At 40.0% G+C, this 19,846-nt stretch carries 18 protein-coding genes and 1 other RNA gene; 3 read left to right on the top strand and 16 right to left on the bottom strand.

The window, feature by feature from the left end:
• Position 1 precedes the first annotated feature (1 nt).
• From ACM5BR_RS13555 to smpB, 11 genes are all read right to left on the bottom strand, one after another.
• Complete coding sequence (locus ACM5BR_RS13555) at positions 2-1,048, bottom strand: oxidoreductase (RefSeq protein ID WP_416828489.1); 1,047 nt, start codon at positions 1,046-1,048, stop codon at positions 2-4.
• Entirely contained in the window at positions 1,045-1,815 is a 771-nt protein-coding gene (locus ACM5BR_RS13550; protein WP_416828488.1) for a DeoR/GlpR family DNA-binding transcription regulator, read from the bottom strand. Before ACM5BR_RS13550 ends, ACM5BR_RS13555 begins: the two co-directional genes overlap by 4 nt.
• Positions 1,816-1,981: 166 nt before the next feature.
• Entirely contained in the window at positions 1,982-2,542 is a 561-nt protein-coding gene (locus ACM5BR_RS13545; RefSeq protein ID WP_416828487.1) for a GNAT family N-acetyltransferase, read from the bottom strand.
• Between the two features lie 66 nt (positions 2,543-2,608).
• The gene (locus ACM5BR_RS13540; RefSeq protein WP_416828486.1) at positions 2,609-3,991 is read right to left on the bottom strand and encodes an amino acid permease; all 1,383 of its coding nucleotides are present in this window, start codon (positions 3,989-3,991) and stop codon (positions 2,609-2,611) included.
• Between the two features lie 356 nt (positions 3,992-4,347).
• Positions 4,348-5,193, bottom strand: coding sequence for a C39 family peptidase (locus ACM5BR_RS13535; protein ID WP_416828485.1), 846 nt, complete (start codon positions 5,191-5,193; stop codon positions 4,348-4,350).
• Positions 5,194-5,318: 125 nt separating this feature from the next.
• Positions 5,319-6,122, bottom strand: a complete 804-nt coding sequence (locus tag ACM5BR_RS13530; RefSeq protein ID WP_416828484.1) for a C39 family peptidase — start codon at positions 6,120-6,122, stop codon at positions 5,319-5,321.
• Between the two features lie 172 nt (positions 6,123-6,294).
• Positions 6,295-7,395 carry a metallophosphoesterase gene (locus ACM5BR_RS13525; RefSeq protein WP_416828483.1) on the bottom strand — a complete coding sequence of 367 codons (1,101 nt, stop codon included), beginning with the start codon at positions 7,393-7,395 and terminating at the stop codon, positions 6,295-6,297.
• A gap of 251 nt (positions 7,396-7,646) precedes the next feature.
• Positions 7,647-7,862 (bottom strand): hypothetical protein, encoded by a 216-nt coding sequence (locus ACM5BR_RS13520; RefSeq protein WP_416828482.1) that lies wholly within the window; start codon positions 7,860-7,862, stop codon positions 7,647-7,649.
• Positions 7,863-8,202: 340 nt separating this feature from the next.
• Complete coding sequence (locus ACM5BR_RS13515; RefSeq protein WP_416828481.1) at positions 8,203-10,749, bottom strand: vitamin B12-dependent ribonucleotide reductase; 2,547 nt, start codon at positions 10,747-10,749, stop codon at positions 8,203-8,205.
• A 341-nt stretch (positions 10,750-11,090) separates the two neighbouring features.
• Positions 11,091-11,443: a transfer-messenger RNA gene (gene ssrA, locus ACM5BR_RS13510) on the bottom strand.
• A gap of 121 nt (positions 11,444-11,564) precedes the next feature.
• Positions 11,565-12,032 carry an SsrA-binding protein SmpB gene (smpB, locus tag ACM5BR_RS13505; protein WP_416828480.1) on the bottom strand — a complete coding sequence of 156 codons (468 nt, stop codon included), beginning with the start codon at positions 12,030-12,032 and terminating at the stop codon, positions 11,565-11,567.
• Positions 12,033-12,189: 157 nt separating this feature from the next.
• On the opposite strand from smpB, the gene ACM5BR_RS13500 reads away from it, so the two are divergent.
• A complete protein-coding gene (locus ACM5BR_RS13500; protein ID WP_416828479.1) occupies positions 12,190-12,921 on the top strand; it encodes an MBL fold metallo-hydrolase in 732 nt (243 codons plus the stop codon).
• Positions 12,902-13,456, top strand: coding sequence for a TetR/AcrR family transcriptional regulator (locus ACM5BR_RS13495; protein ID WP_416828478.1), 555 nt, complete (start codon positions 12,902-12,904; stop codon positions 13,454-13,456). The genes ACM5BR_RS13500 and ACM5BR_RS13495 overlap by 20 nt, the downstream gene beginning before the upstream one ends.
• A 42-nt stretch (positions 13,457-13,498) precedes the next feature.
• On the opposite strand, the gene rnr is transcribed toward ACM5BR_RS13495, so the two are convergent.
• The 4 genes from rnr to ACM5BR_RS13475 form a co-directional block, all read right to left on the bottom strand.
• Positions 13,499-15,820 carry a ribonuclease R gene (gene rnr / locus ACM5BR_RS13490; RefSeq protein WP_416828477.1) on the bottom strand — a complete coding sequence of 774 codons (2,322 nt, stop codon included), beginning with the start codon at positions 15,818-15,820 and terminating at the stop codon, positions 13,499-13,501.
• Between the two features lie 86 nt (positions 15,821-15,906).
• Complete coding sequence (locus ACM5BR_RS13485) at positions 15,907-16,650, bottom strand: alpha/beta hydrolase (protein ID WP_416828607.1); 744 nt, start codon at positions 16,648-16,650, stop codon at positions 15,907-15,909.
• A gap of 164 nt (positions 16,651-16,814) precedes the next feature.
• Positions 16,815-17,048 carry a preprotein translocase subunit SecG gene (gene secG, locus ACM5BR_RS13480; protein ID WP_416828476.1) on the bottom strand — a complete coding sequence of 78 codons (234 nt, stop codon included), beginning with the start codon at positions 17,046-17,048 and terminating at the stop codon, positions 16,815-16,817.
• A gap of 83 nt (positions 17,049-17,131) precedes the next feature.
• A complete protein-coding gene (locus tag ACM5BR_RS13475; RefSeq protein ID WP_416828475.1) occupies positions 17,132-17,734 on the bottom strand; it encodes a histidine phosphatase family protein in 603 nt (200 codons plus the stop codon).
• A 255-nt stretch (positions 17,735-17,989) separates the two neighbouring features.
• Here ACM5BR_RS13475 and ACM5BR_RS13470 point away from each other — a divergent pair, with 255 nt between their 5' ends.
• A complete protein-coding gene (locus tag ACM5BR_RS13470; RefSeq protein WP_416828474.1) occupies positions 17,990-18,943 on the top strand; it encodes a nuclease-related domain-containing protein in 954 nt (317 codons plus the stop codon).
• Between the two features lie 96 nt (positions 18,944-19,039).
• On the opposite strand, the gene ACM5BR_RS13465 is transcribed toward ACM5BR_RS13470, so the two are convergent.
• Positions 19,040-19,789 carry a hypothetical protein gene (locus tag ACM5BR_RS13465; RefSeq protein ID WP_416828473.1) on the bottom strand — a complete coding sequence of 250 codons (750 nt, stop codon included), beginning with the start codon at positions 19,787-19,789 and terminating at the stop codon, positions 19,040-19,042.
• Positions 19,790-19,846 lie beyond the last annotated feature (57 nt).

The raw sequence follows: 19,846 nt of genomic DNA, 5'->3' as shown, positions 1-19,846 counted from the left end.
CTTAGTTTTGTAACTGGATAGCACGGCGTTCCTTACTGCTTTGCATAGCTGCATGAATGATACGAATCGTTTGTAAGCCTTCCTCTGGCGTAACGGGATTGGGCTTTCCAAAACGAATATGCTCAAAAATTCCTCTGTAGTAGGCGGCATAATTGCCAGGTACCGTTTCAATTTGTTGCAGGGTTTCTGTCCCGTCCTCTTCCGTTATAAGGCGTCCATACATCTCTGGATCATCATTACCGAAGTCCTTTTTTGTTGGATTTTCTCCAGCCTTCAGTTTGCTTTCTTGACCATCTAATCCGTACTTAATAAAGCTTCCTTTGCTTCCATGTACTAGAAATTTTGGTCCTTGGCCCATTACAATTGAACCAGAATGAAGCAAAACACGCAAGGTCTCATAGCCCATAATAATATGGAAATAATCATCAGTAAGTCCGCCTTTACGCTGGGCAAATACGTCTGCCATCACAAACTGCGGCATGCCAAACAAATGCAAGGCTTGGTCAATTAAATGAGCGCCTAGATCATATAACATGCCGGATCCTCGTTCTGCTCTTTCTCTCCAGCGATCCCGTACATTCGGACGAAAGCGATCGAAATGAGCTTCGTAAGTCGTAATCTCTCCTAATGTACCTTCTTTCATCAATTTTTTTATCGTTAGAAAATCATGATCCCAGCGTCTATTTTGATATACGCTAACCATAACACCCTGTTCGTTTGCTAATGTAATCAGATCTTCGGCCTCTTTAGGATCAATAACCATCGGCTTTTCTATAATCACGTGCTTGCCGTGCATAATACTTTGTTTTGCCATTTCGTAGTGAAGCACATTAGGCGTTGTTATAACAACTAGTTCGATTGAATCATCGTGCAGGATCTCATCTATTGTAGAAACAACCTCAACCTTTTCTATATCACGGCTAACCCTCTCCGCATCGCTTGACATCACTTTTACTAGCTCAAATTCATCTAACACGCGTAAAAAGGGCGCATGAAAGGTAGCACCTGAAAACCCATATCCGACTAGACCAACTTTAATTGCATTCATTTCGTTTCCTCCTGTGTTTCATCTGTAATGATAAGCGTAATATGATATTCTTGTAACTTTGCTTGTAATTCTTCTGGCGGTGCCTCATCGGTTATTACAACATCAATGTCTTGCCAGCTGCCTACCTTATGTAAAAATTCTTTTTGAAATTTCGAATGGTCCGTTACTAAAATAACCTGATTTGCTGCTTGAATCATGCCTTTTTTTACGTAGGCTTCCTCCTCATCTGGGGATGTTAATCCTTGAATTCCTATCCCGCAAGTACCTAAAAACAATGTATTTACACGATATGAACGAAGTTCTTCCGTTGTGCGCGGCCCAATAAAGTTCCGATGAAATGGATTAAACTTACCGCCAAGCGCATAAAGTATCACATTCTCATTATCACTAAGCACCGTTACGATATCGATAGAATTTGTAACGACTTTCACCCTCCGTTCCCCAATCTGATGTGCAACTAATCCGACCGTAGTTGACGTATCAAGCAAAATCGTATCTTCATCGTGAATATACAAGCTTGCTGCTTTTGCAATTCTCTCCTTCCTACTTGATATCTCTCGCTGTAAATACGAAGTAAGTTGGGGGTGACTTGAAGGAATAGCTCCGCCTTTAATACGAACAATGGCTCCTGTTTCCTCAAGTTTTACGAGATCTCGTCTTGCTGTATCACGAGAAACATGAAATACATCAATAATATCTTCCATGCTAATTTCCGGTTTGATTTTTAGTATTCCCATAATCTGCTTAAGCCGTTCTCTTTGTAGCATTGTAATCCTCCGTTCTTATTATTACCTTAAGAATATCTATACCCCTAACTATAATCAAGTAAAATAATTAAAATTATATATAAAATTAATTTTTATACTTAAAAATCTCCTCAAAAAAATTCCTGAAACAATTTGTTTCAGGAATCTTAGTAATCTATAACTCATCTTATCTCGTTTTCGCATAGATACAAGTATCTCGCAAGCCCGTTCCATCGATAGAGACCATATCATTCTTTAATATACCTTCCAATATAAATCCTAAGCGTTCTGGAACTCTACGACTCTTCAAGTTGTTTGAATCACAGCGAATTTCTATACGTCTTGCTCCTAGCTCCTGCATCGCAAAACGATTTATGCCTTCCACCGCTTCTGTGATATATCCTTGCCCGCTCTTAGTCGAACGAATCCAATACCCGATTTCAAACTTCGGTACGCTCCAATCAATTCGATGCAGCCCCGAGGATGCCACAAACTCTCCTGTTTCTTTCAAGAAGACAAGAAGTCGTAAATCTTCACGCTTCCAATATTGAATAATGGCTTCACGCAGATTTTCCTCTGTTTTTTGATCCGTTTGTTCCTCGCTTGCAAAGGGTAGCCATGGTTTTAAATCCTCGATAGATTCCATAATCGCCTCATACACCGCTTTGCCATCTCCTGGCCTTGGCATGCGAATATAGAGCCGCTCTGTATACAATTCAGTTGGTACCTCAATCAATAACGGATTCATAGGAAGCCCTCCATCTTTTTCATTCATGGTAGTACTTCCTAATTTTTCCGTCAAGAGAACGGATGCTTATTTTGATAATTTACTATGCTTATATCCATACAGCATGTAGAAAATAATCCCTATCACAAACCAAATGAAAAATCCAATCCATGTAATGACGGATAAATGAACCATTAAATAGCCACAAGAAAAAACAGCTAACAGAGGAATAATTGGTACGAACGGAACTCGAAATCCCCGTTTTAAATCCGGATTTGTTTTACGTAAAACAATTACACCAATCGATACGACAATGAAAGCAAACAACGTACCGATATTCGTTAAATCTGCAAGTTGTCCAATTGGAATAAGTCCAGAGAAAATAGATGCCATAATTGCCGTGACCCAAATGCTCTTCGTCGGCGTTTTCGTTTTCGGATGAACAGTAGATAAACCCTTCGGTAAAAGTCCATCACGGCTAATCGCAAAGAATAGACGGGTTTGTCCATACATCATAACAAACAATACGGTAGTAATCCCTAAAATTGCACCAAGCGAGATGAGACCAGCTGCCCAATCTTGATGAACATATTGGAGAGCAAACGCTACAGGATTTTTCACATCCAATAGCGTATAAGGAACCATCCCTGTTAATACAGCAGATACACCTACATATAACACTGTACAAATGAGTAAGGAAGTGATAATACCAATAGGCATATTCCGCTGCGGATTTCGAACCTCTTCTGCTGCTGATGATACCGCATCGAAACCAATATAAGCAAGAAAGGCTGTAGCTGCCCCATTAATAACGCCAGAAAATCCGAATGGCATAAACGGCGTCCAGTTTGCTGGCTTTACAAATTTAGCCCCTACTACAATAAACAACAATACAACCGAAATCTTAATAATTACCATAATATTATTTAAACGTGCTGATTCTTTCGTTCCGATTGTTAAAATTGAAGCTAACACTAAGATAATCACAATAGCAACAACATCTACATACGTTCCCTTTGCAGGATTGTAGGCATTGCTAATTGCAGTCGGAATGGAAATGCCAAAGCCTGAAAGGAGCCCTTGAAAATATCCAGACCAGCCACTTGCTACGACCGAGCAGGCAAGTCCGTATTCCAATACGAGATCCCATCCAAGAATCCAAGCGATCAGCTCGCCAAATACAGCATAGCTATACGTATACGCGCTTCCAGATACAGGGACAACAGAGGCAAATTCTGCATAACACAGTGCAGCAAATACACAGGCTAATCCTGATAGGATAAAGGAAAGAATAATAGCAGGACCAGCATGCTCTGCAGCTACGACTCCTGTTAAAACAAAAATACCTGTGCCAATTACCGCACCAACCCCGAGCATCGTTAAATCAAACGCTCCAAGTGATTGCTTTAAACGCGTTTCTGCCTTACCTGACAGCAACATGGTAATTGATTTCTTCCGAAACAAGTTCATATATCATAACTCCTTATTAAATAGTTAAGATGCATACTATGCAAAAAGTTTAGAATTTACAGAAAATTTAAAATATAAAAATATTCATATGAATTATTTTACAATACTATCACTCCTATGTAAAGATATAATCTTTATACAAAATATTCCTAGACACACAAGAAAAAGACTATCATGACTGATAGTCTTTCATTCTTTCATTTTCACTCCACTGATTTTCCTTGTAATTGCTTGAATGAGACGGATCAACTGTTATCATCAATTCTAGCTTAACTATGCAAATTACTACTATTTCATACTTGATATTCCTATATTAGTAAAAGTTATTACTTTGCTTAATAATCTTATCGAAATGATTAGGTATAACTAATTGCTTGACTGCCCATTTGTACCCATGCCTGTTCGAATGCTTGCCGTGATACCGCTGTTTTGGGACCGTCTGCAAGAGGGTCATTAATATATACATATTGTTCATCATAGCCTACGATTACAACGCTATGTTCACTGTACGTAATTTTGACATCACCATCATTTGTATTCCAAGTGGTAAATTCATCATCACTTAGCGGCGCAAAGGTACTATTCGTAATAACCCAAACTGGCGCTCCCTTGTCTATATACGTATATAATTCCTTCACATCTTTTCCTGTCAAATCAACCGCACGTGATGGCAAATATTGTTGTGCCAATTGGAATATAGGTCCATGATAGACGCCATAGCCTGAGTTATCTAAAGAATATATATCTCCAACAAACCCATCATTAGGATTCCCGCGCACATCATCATTATCCATAAAAGGAACGGTTGGAATCTCTTTGGCAAGCGTCATTTTATCTACAGATACACCTGCTGATTGGAGAAGCATCGCTAGACTCGTCACCTCGCAGCCGCGCTCAAGTTCTGGCAATTGCTGAATAAACGGAACATTGCTCACCATTGAGCTTGTTTGGGCGTCTGTTACCGTAGACTGCTTCATTTCCGTGACCGGTTGATTCTCGGTAGCTGGTACTCCTTCTTTATTCTCTGATGCCTGTACCACGTCCTTATTCTCTGGTGCTGTCGTTTCTTTTGGATGGCTTACTGCTTGTGCCTGATTGGTAGCTATCTTTTTTAAAGATAAGTCATGATATATATATACGCCTGCTGAAATAAGCAGAATAATTAAGAATCCGATACTATATAGGAACCGATGAGAACGCATAGCTTCTGTCACTTCCTTATCATTACGATATTCTGTTACATCTATATTTTCAAATAATCAGCTTAATTTTTGCTTAAAAAATGCAAAAAAGAAGGAAACAATCGACTTCCAATTGTTTCCTTCTTCTAAATCGGCTCATAGCTTATTGCTTGGCTCCCCATTTGCACCCATGCCTGTTCAAAGCTTTGCCGAGGCACAATCGTTCTTGGTGAATCCGCAAGCGGGTCATTTATGTATACATTCTGTTCGTCATAGCCTACAATTACAACACTATGCTCATAATATGTAATTTTAATTGTTCCAGAGCTCGTATCCCATGTTTCAAATTGATTATCATTCAGCGGTGAGAATGTTGTATTGGTAATTACCAGTACAGGTACTCCTTGATCAAGCATATTATAGATTTTTTTTATATCTTGTCCTGTTAAATCTATGGCTGGCCGCGGTAAGTATTTTTTTGCTAATTGGAAAAGTGGACCATGATAGACACCAAGCCCTGCTTTCGTATGAGAATAAATATCCCCGACAAATCCTTCACTTGGATTCCCATAGTGATTTCCTTGATGAAACGGAACTTTCGGAATTTCATTTGCTAATGTCATTTTATCAACTGAAACTCCCGAGGATTGAATCAACATCGCAAGACTCGTTACCTCACAGCCACGTTCTAGCTCAGGAAGCTGCTTTATAAATGGAACGGTATCTACGAATGCCCGCTTCGATATAGAAATCGGCTCATTCTTTAAAACGGGCTGGCTTTGCGTTGGAGTGCTAATCTCTTGTTTGACATCTTGCTTTTCTTGCTTGGCATCTACGATTTTAGGAAAATGTAGTTGTAAATGGATAGTAGGAATCTGAGGTAATGATCTGCTAAACAATACGAGGAAAGCAGCCATCACCATACTACTTATATAATGGATTGTACGCATTCAAGATACCCTTTCCTATAAGACGGTTTCTGCAATGATTAGAACGAATTTTTTTTAGGCATTTCTTCGTAGGAGACTGGCTAAAGTACTTCTCCCTATTCTTCATTCTATAGCAATAATGAATGGAAAAGGTATTATATTTCATTATATCACAAAAAATTCCTTTTTCCGGTCATCTAAACGTTATCTCGATTTGAATAATCTCGGATCTGCTGCCGAGCCGCAAAGGTGGACCCCAAAATCCAAAGCCAGATGAAACAATGGCATGGAAGGTGTCCCGCTTGAGAAAGCCCCAGTCTAATTCAAAGACTCTTTGTGTGATTAGATGATTTGGCGCCATTTGTCCTCTATGCGTATGTCCAGATAATAATACATCCACCCCTGCTGCTTGTGCTTGCTTCAGTTCAGCTGGTTGATGATCCATAGCGATAATGGGGAGAGATTTATCTAGAGAACGCATGATTTCTTCAAAGCTTTGGCGATTTCGGTCTGTTTTATCTTTTCTACCCACAAGTAAAAAGCTATCATCAATTCGTACAACTTCATCGAGTAAGATGTGTACCCCAATGTTCTTCATTTCTTGTAAAAACACTGGAATCTCCCCGCCATAGTATTCATGATTGCCTAAAACTCCATATATACCAAGGGGTGCATGCATCTGTTTCATCACTTGTCCCATATTCCTTTTTATAAAATACGTTGGACGATCATCAATAATATCGCCAGGTAACAAAATGATGTCTGGTTTCATTTTATTTACATGCTGTACCAATCGTTTCAGATGAGCTATGCCCGACAATTGACCAAAATGCATATCGGAAGCCATTGCAATTCGTAAAGATGTACGGTTCGTTACTTGCTTTGGAATATGTACCTCATAGGTTCGAATAATCGGACTATACGCATTCCACGTTCCATAGGCAAAAATAATAATAAATGCAAGAATCGTTACGATGCCTGACCAAAAAACAGCCTGCTCCTTTGAGAAAGACAGCAAACGTAAGAAAAATACAATTCCATCTGCGATTGGTAATAGCAATACTGCATATTGTAAAATGGCGAACCAATACGAACCAATAACGCGAAAGACAGGTACAAATCGTCCTAACCAAAAGGAACAAGAGAGAACTGCCAGGACAATCGGATATCCTGCCCAGTATGGCAAGGAAAACGTTGTATGTAACCAAGCCCATCCGTTCCATCCTATATAAAATGTAAGCAGTATATATAAAACAATCATACCTATTGTATGCACAAATTGACGCACTCGCATATCATGCTTCCCTCCTCTAATGTGAACAATATACCATACAATGAATGATAGCGAGACTTTCACGTTCTCATATGATAACCTCCTTTCATGTTATCCCCAACTTATCGCTGACTTATAAAGTTAGCCCGACCCCACTTAGGAGCACATAAAAAAACGATCGCAAGATACGATCGTTTCATCTTATAACCTTATATGTGTAAAGCTATCAGGCATGAGATATTCAGCAAATAGATTTTGTTAAAAAAATAGAATTATTGCTGTGTTGTAGAAGGTTGGCTTTGCGTGCTGTCATTGTTTTGTGAATTTCCATTCGGATTCTTAAACTGTCCGCCTCTTGCTCCTGCATGTTGCGAAAAAGCTGGTTTTTGATTTTGTTTCACAACTAAATATCCTACCCCAATCGCTGACAATGCGCTAAACACCATGCTAACAGTAAGTAAAATTACCATCAATTTTTGTTTCTCCATCATAATACCTCCTCATTCTTACTGGAACATGTTTATTATGAGAAGGATAGCTTAATTTTCCCTTAACTTATTTCTGTCCTTATATTTTATATTTTGGCTCTGTTAAATTCGCTTGTTGATTTCCGCTCCAGGTGCGAGCTTTCCGCGGGCGGCTCGGGAGCCTCCCCGGCACTATGCGCCTGCGGGGTCTCCCTTAACCCGTTTTTCCCGCAGGAGTCTCGCACCTTCCGCTCCAATCAACATCATGGCAAAATCAACAACAAGCTTTAACATAGCCTATATTTTAAATGCGAAAAGGCCCTAGAAGGAGATCCTTCTAGGGCCTTTTCATAATTTTGAATTATAATCCACATTTTAGCTGTACGCCGCAGTTGTTGCACGTGTTACAGCCGCCGATTTCTTTTACTTCTCCTTTGAGGCAGACAGGACAAGTATCCCCTACTTCAGAACCGATTACGTTCGTGGAACGTAGTTCATTGATCGTATCTACGAGCACTACCTTGTTCTCTTTTGTACTCGTTTCGTGTTCATGATGATGATGATCCATTTCATTTTCTTCTGCTTTCAAGGTTAACACTTGGCTGTCACGGCTACCATCTACATACACCGTACCGCCCTTTGCTCCGCCTCTATACAAGCGTTCGTACACCTTTTCTACTTGATTTACTGAGTATCCTTTCGGAGCATTTACAGTTTTACTAATGGAACTATCTACCCAACGCTGAATAATACACTGAACATCCGCATGAGCTTCCGGAGACAATTCCATTGCTGAAATGAACCATTTTGGAAGCTGATTTGGATCCGCTTCTGGATGCTGATCTAAATATTCCTGCACAATATCCGCTTTCACTTCAATAAACTTACCTAATCGTCCGCTGCGGAAGTATACGAATGAGAAGTAAGGCTCAAGTCCAGTTGAAACGCCGACCATCGTTCCCGTGCTGCCGGTTGGCGCAACAGTTAACAGGTGGGAATTACGAATACCATATTGTAAAATGCTTTCGCGAATATCCTCTGGCATATTTTTCATATATCCTGTATTGATAAACTTTCTACGCAATTCTTGTGTTTCTTCATCCGTTGAGCCAATCAAGAACGGGAAGCTTCCCTTTTCCTTTGCTAACTCTACAGATGTACGATAAGCCGTCGTTGCAATTGTTTCGAATACTTTATCAACAAGTTGGTTGCCTTCCTCAGATCCGTATTCTGTTTCACAATAGATTAATAAATCATGTAGTCCCATAACACCTAGACCAACACGTCGTTCCCCTAATGCTTGTTTTTTATTTTCTTCTAAGAAATAAGGAGTTGCATCGATTACGTTATCTTGCATACGTACGCCGATTTCTACCGTTTTCTGTAATTTAGCAAAATCAACCGTTTTATTCTTTTTATCAGCCATGGCAGCTAGATTTACGGCAGCTAGATTACATACGGAAAACGGAGCAAGCGGCTGCTCTCCGCATGGATTCGTTGCGACAACCTGCTGACCGTATGCCTTAGCATTAGTCATATCGTTAGCATTATCGATAAAGAAAATACCAGGCTCTGCTGAATACGTCGCACATATATTGATTAAATTCCATAGCTCTTTCGCACGAATTTGACGATAAACACGAACCTGATGGCCAAGCTTTTCCCATTCACGAACATCACCAATTTTATGCCACTGTGCATTGTACAATTCCATTTCTTCTTGGTTGTAGCTTTCGGTAGCTGGGAATCGAAGTTCATAGCTTTCATCGTTTTCAGCAGCTTCCATAAATTCCTTCGTCAAGCAAACGGAAATATTTGCACCTGTTAAAAATTCAGGATGATGGACGCTATAATTGCCACCCGTACGTAGCTTTTCTTCCGCTTCCTTGCGAATGCTTTCGCTAAATCCATGTTTAAAGGCTACAATACCTTCATACATCTCTTTCTCTTGCTCCGTAAGCGGCGTGAATTTCAATTTTTCACTCGCATACTTCTTAATCATTTCATCGTTCGTATTTTCGATTAAATAGCGAAGGATACGCGGATTTTGCATCTTAGAGATAATAAATTCGATGATATCTGGATGCCAGTCTGCTAGCATAATCATTTGCGCGCCGCGTCTACTTCCCCCTTGTTCTACAAGATGCGTCAGCTTTGCAATATCATCAAGCCATGAAACAGATCCGGATGACTTTCCGTTTACCCCTTTTGCCAATGTATTTCTTGGACGAAGCGTCGAACCATTTGTTCCGACCCCGCCGCCACGGCTCATAATTTCCATCACTTGCTTGCGATGCTCGGAAATGCCTTCTCTCGAATCCGGTACAAACGGCATCACATAACAGTTAAAATATGTAACATCCGTATCTGCGCCTGCTCCGTACAGTACCCGTCCAGCAGGAATAAAGTTCAAATCTGCTAATTCTTTATTAAAGGAATCGAACCATTTTTTACGATTTTCTTCCGTCTCTTCTACCGCAGAAAGACCTGCTGCATTTCGTTTTGCAATTTGCTCATAATATATTTCAAGAGGTTTCTCAATTACATCTAAAGATCGAGTAATGATACCCGTTTCAATCTCTTCAGGCTTTGTAAGCACACCGCGATATTCCTCTTCAATCCAAACGCTTGCCTTCTTGTTTTCCCAATCTATATTTTTAATAAAACCAAGGCCTCTTGCTGGAAAGGTAGGATCTTCTTTTATGGTTAATACAACAAAGTCCCCAGCTGCTAGTGTTACTTTTTCAGTATCTTTAAAAGAATAACGGTCAATCATTACAAGTCTAGATACCCCTTTATGGGTAAGGTTCATATCTGATGTAATGGGATGAACTTGAGGAAATAAAGAAATATCTTTATTTAATCTGTCAACGTTAATTGTCATTTCTTCTTTAGATAAAACAGGCATCATTACCTCTCCTTTGATTCTCAATTCTCTATTTTTTCTTTCCTAACTTATATATTCGTTTTTTAAAATGCATTCTAAACTTATCACACATAGTCCCTAATATCAATATACAGTAGCTAAAACATTTTTTATTACGATATATAGTGTATTTTCTATGTAATATAAGTTAAATGTGGTATACGTACGTTTTTTAAGAGGAAACGTATGGAGGGATACTTTGAGGATTCTGAATGCGAAACCTTCTGTTTTTGCAAAAGCACTCTTGAAAATACCCACAATAAAACGGACTCGCCGCAAGCAGCAAGTCCGTATAGTATCAGTTTAACCACCAAACTATGTATTGGTGGAGACGGTGGGAGTCGAACCCACGTCCAGAAATATCGTCACTTAAGCTTCTACGAGTGTAGTCGACATATTGGCGCTTCGCGAACTCTTTTGCCTATCGACAGGCGGCAGGGCTCGCTAGTCTGGTTGTTCTCTTCCTTTGCCCTCAGACGGTGGGCGCCGGCGTAGTCTGCTTAGAGTGAGCCCCTTACCCTACCACACAGACAATGGAGGGAGGAGCAGCTGCGTTTATTAGGCAGCTAAAGCTAAATTATTTTTGCCAGTTATAGGCGTTGACGTTTTTACGAGGCCGATCCCCTCGACTCGCAACCTAAGCTCGAACTACCCCTGTCGAATCCGTAACGTCCCCATTATAAAAGGGAGCCTTACGAGAAAGTGTAGCTTTATGAGCTATTTTTCAAAGTTCAGCTGTTTGGTACATTTCATATTATAGCCTATGATTGTTACGGACGCAATTGTAAAATACTGTATTAGATTTTTTGACGCTCGCGGAATGCTCGTTCCACTTCACGTTTTGCTTCTTTCTTCTTTATATCCTCACGTTTGTCGTAGTTTTTCTTCCCTTTTCCAAGTCCAAGACTAATCTTAGCGTAGCCGTTTTTCAAAAAGATTTTTAGCGGCACTAATGTGTATCCAACTTCTTTTGTGTCACCCATAAGCTTGGCAATTTCTTTTTTATGTAAAAGCAGCTTTCGCGGACGAAGTGGATCGTGGTTAAAACGATTTCCTTGTTCGTATGGGCTAATATGCATGCTGTACACCCACACTTCTCCGTTTTGCACACGCGCATAGGAATCCTTTAGATTCACACGGCCAGCACGAATCGATTTAATTTCGGTTCCTTGAAGGACGAGACCGGCTTCATATGTTTCTTCAATGAAATAATCATGGAATCCTTTTTTGTTTTGTGCGACTGTTTTTCCGTATCCTTTTGGCATGAGGTTATCCCTCCTTTATTCATCCTATTTTAACAAAAACAACGCTTATTCACAATGTAACAATACGTTTTCACAAAAATGAAAAAAAGGTCTTTACCAAACTAATAATATTAGTTAAAATACTAATTAGATTAGAATATAAGCAAGGAGGGGTTACATGCGTCTTATACAAAACGGGTATTTATACCAACTTATTTTTTTGCCGAATGTATTTCCTGTGAATTGCTATCTTATAGAAGAAGATAAGGAGTTAACGTTAATTGATGCAGCCTTATCATACAGTCATAAAGCTATTTTACAAGCTGCTTCAACCATTGGTAAGCCAATTACACGTATTGTTTTAACCCATGCTCACGAAGACCATGTTGGATCGCTTGATGTACTAAAAAAAGCACTTCCCAATGCAAAGGTATATATTTCAAAGCGAGATGCGAGACTAATGGAAAATGATCGATCTCTTGATGAACATGAGCCGCAAACACCAATTAAAGGGGGAGTACCAAAGTCTCTGCAAACTCGTCCAGATATTCTCCTGCAGGATGGGGATCGTATTGGCTCTTTAATCGCAATCGCTGCGCCTGGTCATACACCTGGACTCATGGCGTTCCTTGATGAGCGAAACAGTTTTTTAATTGCCGGTGACGCTATGCAAACGCGCGGCGGCATTGCGGTATCTGGAAAGATGAAACTCACCTTTCCGTTCCCAGCATTTGCAACCTGGAATTTCGAAGTTGCAATCGAAAGTGCTAAGAAGCTCGTGCAAAAGAACCCGAAGCTGTTAGCAGTTGGACATGGGAAAATGCTAGCAGAACCGATACAACAGATGGAAACTGCTATTTCAGCAGCTATAAAACGTTTGGAGGCACAAAATGGCAAGAAAAGCAATTGATTTACCAACTATTATTCAAACAGCTGTGAAGCTCGCAAATGCAAATGGACTGGCGAATGTGACACTTGCCGCCCTTGCTAACGAACTCGGCATTAAAACACCTTCGCTATATAACCATATTGATGGGATGAACGGGCTTCGAAAACAACTTGCTTTATATGGGATGAAGGAGCTTTATGACCGGATGGTGGTAGCTTCTATCGGTAAGGCAGGGGACAAAGCGTTACATTCCCTCGGTTTTGCCTACGTGGCCTTTGCTAGGGAAAATCCCGGCTTATACGAAGCAACTCTTTCTGCATCCGTAGATCCTGACATAGGAGCAGCAGGTGATACGATTATCCAATTATTACTTCGAGTCCTTGAAGAATACAATCTTACAACTGAAGATGCCTATCACATTATAAGAGGAGTCCGAAGTCTACTTCATGGATTTGCTTCACTTGAACGAGTAGGCGGATTTGGCTTATCTTTAGATCATGATGAAAGTCTCGATCGACTACTACGAACTTATTTGCTTGGATTGCAGCATTCATAGAAAAAAACGGAGGATGAGATCCTCCGTTTTTTTCTTTCCTCTTTATTTTTTCTTCTTTTTTCGTTTCACGCCTGGGACGCCTTCATAAAAGGCTTTCTTCTTCTTATTTTTTCCTTCTTTACGATGGCTATGGCCGTGGTCTTTATGATTTGATCCATTGTCATTTTTCTTCTTGCGTCTTCCGCCTCCAGACTCAACGACTACTGGACGTGGTTTGAATTCACGCTTGCGGCTGCCTTTCATTCCGACAACTTCAAAGTCAACGGAGCGTTCGTCTTTATTTACATTTACAACGCGAACGGTTATTTCATCGCCAATACGGAATACATGTCCGGTACGTTCTCCAATCATGGCCATGTGCTGCTCATCATAACGATAGTAATCATCAGTTAGATAGCTGACATGAACGAGACCTTCTACTGTATTCGGAAGCTCTACGAATAGACCGAAATTGGTAACGGAGTTAATGATACCATCGTATACTTCTCCGATTTTATCAAGCATATATTCGGCTTTCTTAAGATCGTCTGTTTCTCGCTCTGCTTCAACAGCGCGGCGCTCCATATTGGAGGAGTGCTCTGCAATATTCGGCAGTTTTTCTCGCCAATCCTCTAGTGTAGCCTTGTCCATCTTCCCATTAATTAAATACGTCCGGATGAGACGATGTACGATCGTATCTGGATAACGCCGAATTGGTGATGTAAAGTGTGTATAATACTCGGTCGATAGACCAAAGTGACCGAGACTGTTTTCATCATAGCGCGCTTGCTTCATGCTTCGAAGCATAACAGTTGAGATGACCATTTCTTCTGGCTGACCTTTTACTAGTTCTAATATTTGCTGAAGCGCTCTAGGATGAATATCGTTTGCTTTTCCTTTTACTGCGTAACCGAAGTTTGTAATGAATTGGAAAAAACGTTCGAGTTTGTCTTCTTTCGGATCTTCGTGCACACGATACATAAACGGTACGTTCAGCCAAAAAAAGTGCTCAGCAACGGTTTCATTTGCTGCTAGCATAAATTCTTCAATTAGCTTTTCCGCCGTGGAACGTTCGCGAAGTACAATGTCTGTCGGATGTCCTTCTTCGTCAACGAGCACCTTTGCTTCTTTAAAATCAAAGTCAATGGCACCACGTCTCATCCGTTTTTCACGAAGAATTTCTGCAAGCTTGGCCATATCCTGAAACATCGGTACGAGCGGCTCATAGCGAGTGATGAGCTCTTCATCATGATCCTCTAGGATGCGGTTCACATCAAAGTACGTCATACGTTCCGTCGTTTTAATGACACTTTGGAAAATTTCATGACTTACTACTTCCCCGCTATCCGTAATTTCCATTTCACAGGATAAAGTAAGACGATCTACCTTCGGATTGAGCGAGCATATTCCGTTCGACAGACGATGCGGAATCATTGGAATCACACGGTCAACAAGGTACACACTTGTAGCACGATCTGCGGCTTCTTTGTCAATTGGTGAACCTTCTGTTACATAATAGCTAACATCAGCAATATGAACCCCAAGCTTATAATTTCCATTGTCTAGCTTTGTAACTGTTACAGCATCATCTAAGTCCTTTGCATCTGCACCATCAATTGTAACAATCATTTCATCGCGTAAATCTCGGCGATTCTTACGATCTTCGTCACTAATCGTATCTGGTACACTGTTTGCATGTTCCATTACTTCAGGAGGGAATTCTTGCGGCAACCCGTGCTTATGGATAACGGACAAAATATCAACACCTGGATCATTTTTGTGACCAAGTATTTGAATGATTTCCCCTTCGGCACTATTTTTGTGCTGCGGATAGCTTATAATATGAACAACAACCTTATGTCCATCAACAGCTCCCATTGACGCTGCCTTAGGAATAAAGATATCACTGCCAATCCGCTTATCATCCGGAATTACAAAACCGAAATTTTTCGATTCTGTATATGTACCTACTACATCTGTAATTCCCCGCTCTAGAATGCGGACAACTGTTCCTTCTTTCCGGTTGCCGCCATGCTCGGTGCTCACACGAACGAGCACGACATCACCGTGCATAGCACTATTTAATTCATTTGGCGGAATAAAGATATCGTCCAGCCCTTTTTCTTCTTGCTGTACAAAGGCAAAGCCACGTGCATGTCCAATCACCTTACCACGCACCAAATTCATTTTTTCCGGTAATCCGAAGCGATTGCTGCGTGTACGAACGACGAGACCTCTCTCTTCCATCGTAACAAGTGCCTTTATAAATTCTTTAAAATCTGCTGCACTCTCTATTCCAAATGCCAATTCCAGCTCCTGTACCGTAAGTGGCTTATAGGCATCTTCCTTCATAAAAACAAGTAGTTTCTGAATCGTTTCTTCCATAAAAATCCCTCCCTTTCGAGGTAGCTAGTATCTATTTTGACCAATTTTCACAATATGTATAAGAAACTCGGCAAGGCCCTTTGCTTTTACCAGTCAAGCCGTTCTAAAAACTGGTACACATCCTCGTGAAGCTCGTTCTTTTGTTTGTCCATTGTAATGACGTGTGAGGATTCTTCATACCACTTAATTTGTTTTACATTCGATTCGACTTCATTATAAATAATCGTCGCACTTTCCGGATTAATCATTTCATCATGACGAGCTTGTACCACGAATGTTGGCGCGTAGATCATATCCACGTTATTTCGCACATCACGAATTAACTGCTGCAACGCTCTTAATGTACTCATCGGTGTTTCTTGAAATGCTAGCATTTCTTTTTCAATCTGGTGCGGCGCTTTTCCTTCACGGCGTTTATACTCCCTTGCGTACGCTAGCACACCCTTATACATTACTTCCTCACTTTTAATCGTCATCGGAGCACACATCGGAACGACCCCAATTACAGGAACGGAGTAAGCAAGCTTTAACGAGAATACACCACCTAATGATAGCCCGACTACTGCAATCTTTTCGTGACCCATCTCTTTTAGAAATTGGTAGGCCTGCCTAACATCCTTCCACCAATCCTCTGGTCCTGTATGTACAAGCTGCTCGGGTCCTGCACCATGTCCCTTATAAATAGGGGCATGACACGTATAGCCTCGCTGCTCTAAATATCTTCCGAGCATACGTACATCGCCGGAATGTCCAGTAAACCCATGTAGCATTAATACGGCCCGTTCGCCGCCTTCAAACGTGAACGGTTGGGGAGCCTTTATTTTCATAATCGTTGTCCTCTTTCTCTATTAAAAAAATGACGCATTTTAGCTACTTCTAGTGTATCATAGTCCGCTTTGATACACACTGTAGGTTACATCCGTACAATAAAAAAAGACCCATCTTATTAGATGAATCCTTTCCACGAGCAAAGATTTAAGATAAGTAGCTTATCTTAAAATTTAAAATAAGCCACTGCTACTGCTAATACAAAAAATAATACCGAAAATACAACCGTTATGCGTTGCAGCACCGCTTCGATACCACGCGCTTTTTGCTTGCCAAATAATTGCTCTGCACCGCCTGAAATCGCACCTGAAAGCCCTGAACTATTAGAAGATTGAAGCAGAACAAGTACAATTAACACTACGGATACGATGACCAATAAGATTGATAAAAACGTATGCACGCGATAAACCTCCTATATATAGACACAATAAGTTAGCTTAACTGTAACACAAAGAAGGGTTTGTCACAAGTAGTCATACTGCGTTAGCGATGTGAATGATCTCCTTCTAACATAACTTGATTCATCTCTCCATTTCGTTCTATAACAGTAAGACTCGTATCATGTATATAAGGGGGATCCCACAATTTTTCAAGCGGGATATCTTTAAAATAAGCTAATAAATATTTAATAACAACCGTATGCGTGACAACCAGTACATTCCCCTCTTGCTGTTCCATTTGCTTTAAAAAGAGGAACACTCTTTTTTGAAAATCAGTAAAGCTCTCTCCACCTACTACAGTAAAACGAGCTGGTGCATACCAAAAATCATGGTACTCTGTCGGATAATGTTCTTCAACATAAGATTGCGTCTTCCCTTCCCACTCTCCTAGTTTTAACTCTCTAAGATTGTCATTCACTATAATAGAAGGTGTATTTCTATTTTGCATAATTAACTCAGCTGTATGTACCGCTCTTTTACTTGGACTTGCGTACACAGCTTGAAATGGTACGTCTTTTAATCTATTTCCTAATGAAATAGCATGGCGAATGCCACTTTCCGTTAACTCTGAATTACTCCAACCTTGCATGATTTGTTGTGTATTCCATAGTGTTTCCCCATGTCTTGCTAGGTAAAGTATTACCATTGGTTGTCTCTCCTTTTTTGAACAGGATTCTTTATATGATGCAGTTGTACTTTTGTCGAAAAATCGATAAACACCCCATTTTCGTCGATAAACACGTGATTTTCGTTGATAAATTTTAATTTTCGTCGATAAAACAGTTTGTTTCGTCGATAAATTTTAATTTTCGTCAATATACTACTTTTAGTATACATTTTTAGAAAGATTTGTCATACTAATGAAGAATTCCTTTTATAAATCAAATTGTGGAGTGATGAAATGATCGTTAAAAAACGAGAAGTTCCTCTTATTCTATTACAATTACAAGCTTTACTTCGAAGACCCCCTCTCCATCATCCGAAGATTCCAGTTTTAACTGAAGAACTCAAAAAACGACAATCCGGCTATAACGGGGAATGTGCAATTGATTATCAGCTAAGCTTTCTTGATCAGAACAACTATTTTATTTTTCATGATCTTCGACTACAGGATCAAGCACATTTTTTTCAAATGGACACATTGTTGGTATCTTCTAAATTTGTTCTTATTATCGAAGTAAAAAATATTGCTGGTACCTTATACTTCGATCCTTTATTCCAACAAATGATTCGTACTAAAGATGGCGAGGAGACCGCTTTTCCAAATCCAATTCTCCAAATCCAGCGCCAAGAACATCAACTGAAGAACTGGATTGGAGAAAAACTAAAAAACGTTCCAATCTTTTCACTAGTGGTAATTAGTAATCCGCAAACTATTATTCGAACTTCATCTAAATACCGTAATCTTTCTCAAAAACTTATTCACCGAGATGTACTCCCCGTAACAATCAAGCAAATGGAGCAAAAAATACAAGAACCTACTCTTTCAGAAAGAGAATTAAAAAAAGTTGTTCGCCTACTGAAGAAACACCATACGGAAGCTGATACCTCAATTTTAGATAGATATCAAATATCCCCAAACGAACTGATTATCGGCGTTTTCTGCCCCTCCTGTCAATTCAATCCCTTAACAAAAATTCATGGAGCATGGTTTTGTCCCGGATGTAAAAACAGCTGGAAAGAAGCTCATGTCAACGCACTTACCGACTACAAACTTCTTATTGGGTCTACCATTACAAATCGCCAAGCAAGACAATTTTTACAATTACCCTCTTCGGCTACCACAAAACGGTTGCTTCTTTCTATGAATCTCTCCTTTACGGGAGATAATAAAAGTAGGATTTACGAGCTTTAAAAAATAAATGATCATCCGTCTATGAACTTACATTACACATTTTGCACGTATAAAAAAAACACGTAATCCGTTAGAATTCGTGTTCTTTTTATTCATTTACACCCTTTTATTCCCATTTTCCTTCTCATTAACAATAACACCCGTTCCTATATGTACGTCACTTCCACTAGGGTGAGCATCGGGGGATACAGTCAAGCTGTCACTCGATTCAGCTGTATGGCTAGAGCCATGATAAGATAAGTTATTTTCAACGATTCCATCCGGATTTGTACTTACATATGAATCCACATGAACGGTGGGTGTATTCGGAATTTTACCTGGGCCATGGTAGGATAAATTGTTTTCAACGATTCCATCCGGGGCGGTTCTCATATAAGAGTTTACATGATGAACTCCCGCTGCAGGTACTTCTGTTTGTGCTCCCGTTACATGTGTAGTGCCATCAGAAAAGTGACCATGAAACAGAGTAAGGTCGGCGAAATCAAACATCTTTAAGAAAGGTAAAAGTAACGCTAGTAGTACAACTGGCACTGCGCCCATAATTTCCAATGCCTGACTTGCGCTATATCCATGATTGTAAAGAACTTTCATATAAAAATGAAGGAAAACAGATCCTAACCCACAGGCAATTAGTGCCTGCAAAAAATTAAGGTAGACATGGGAGGCGTTAGAAATCATCCAGAAAAATGAACCGTATACAAGAATTCCGCCAATGATAGCCTTCCAATTTTGAAAAATATAGTTTAATCGCATAAAGAAAAAGACGATCATCAAAATAACTGCTACAGGAGCCAAGAAAGGCAGGATGGTTACAATAGCAGCGGTGATAGCTAAGAATAGTAACATTCTCCATAACCTAGGTAATGCAGTAAAGCAAAAGAATACTACCAATCCGATCACCGG

It is taken from the genome of Ectobacillus polymachus (genome assembly GCF_048159605.1).
Classification (GTDB): domain Bacteria; phylum Bacillota; class Bacilli; order Bacillales; family Bacillaceae_G; genus Ectobacillus; species Ectobacillus polymachus.
Note: the sequence above shows the minus strand (reverse complement) of the source record. Positions and strands in the feature narration are given on the sequence as shown.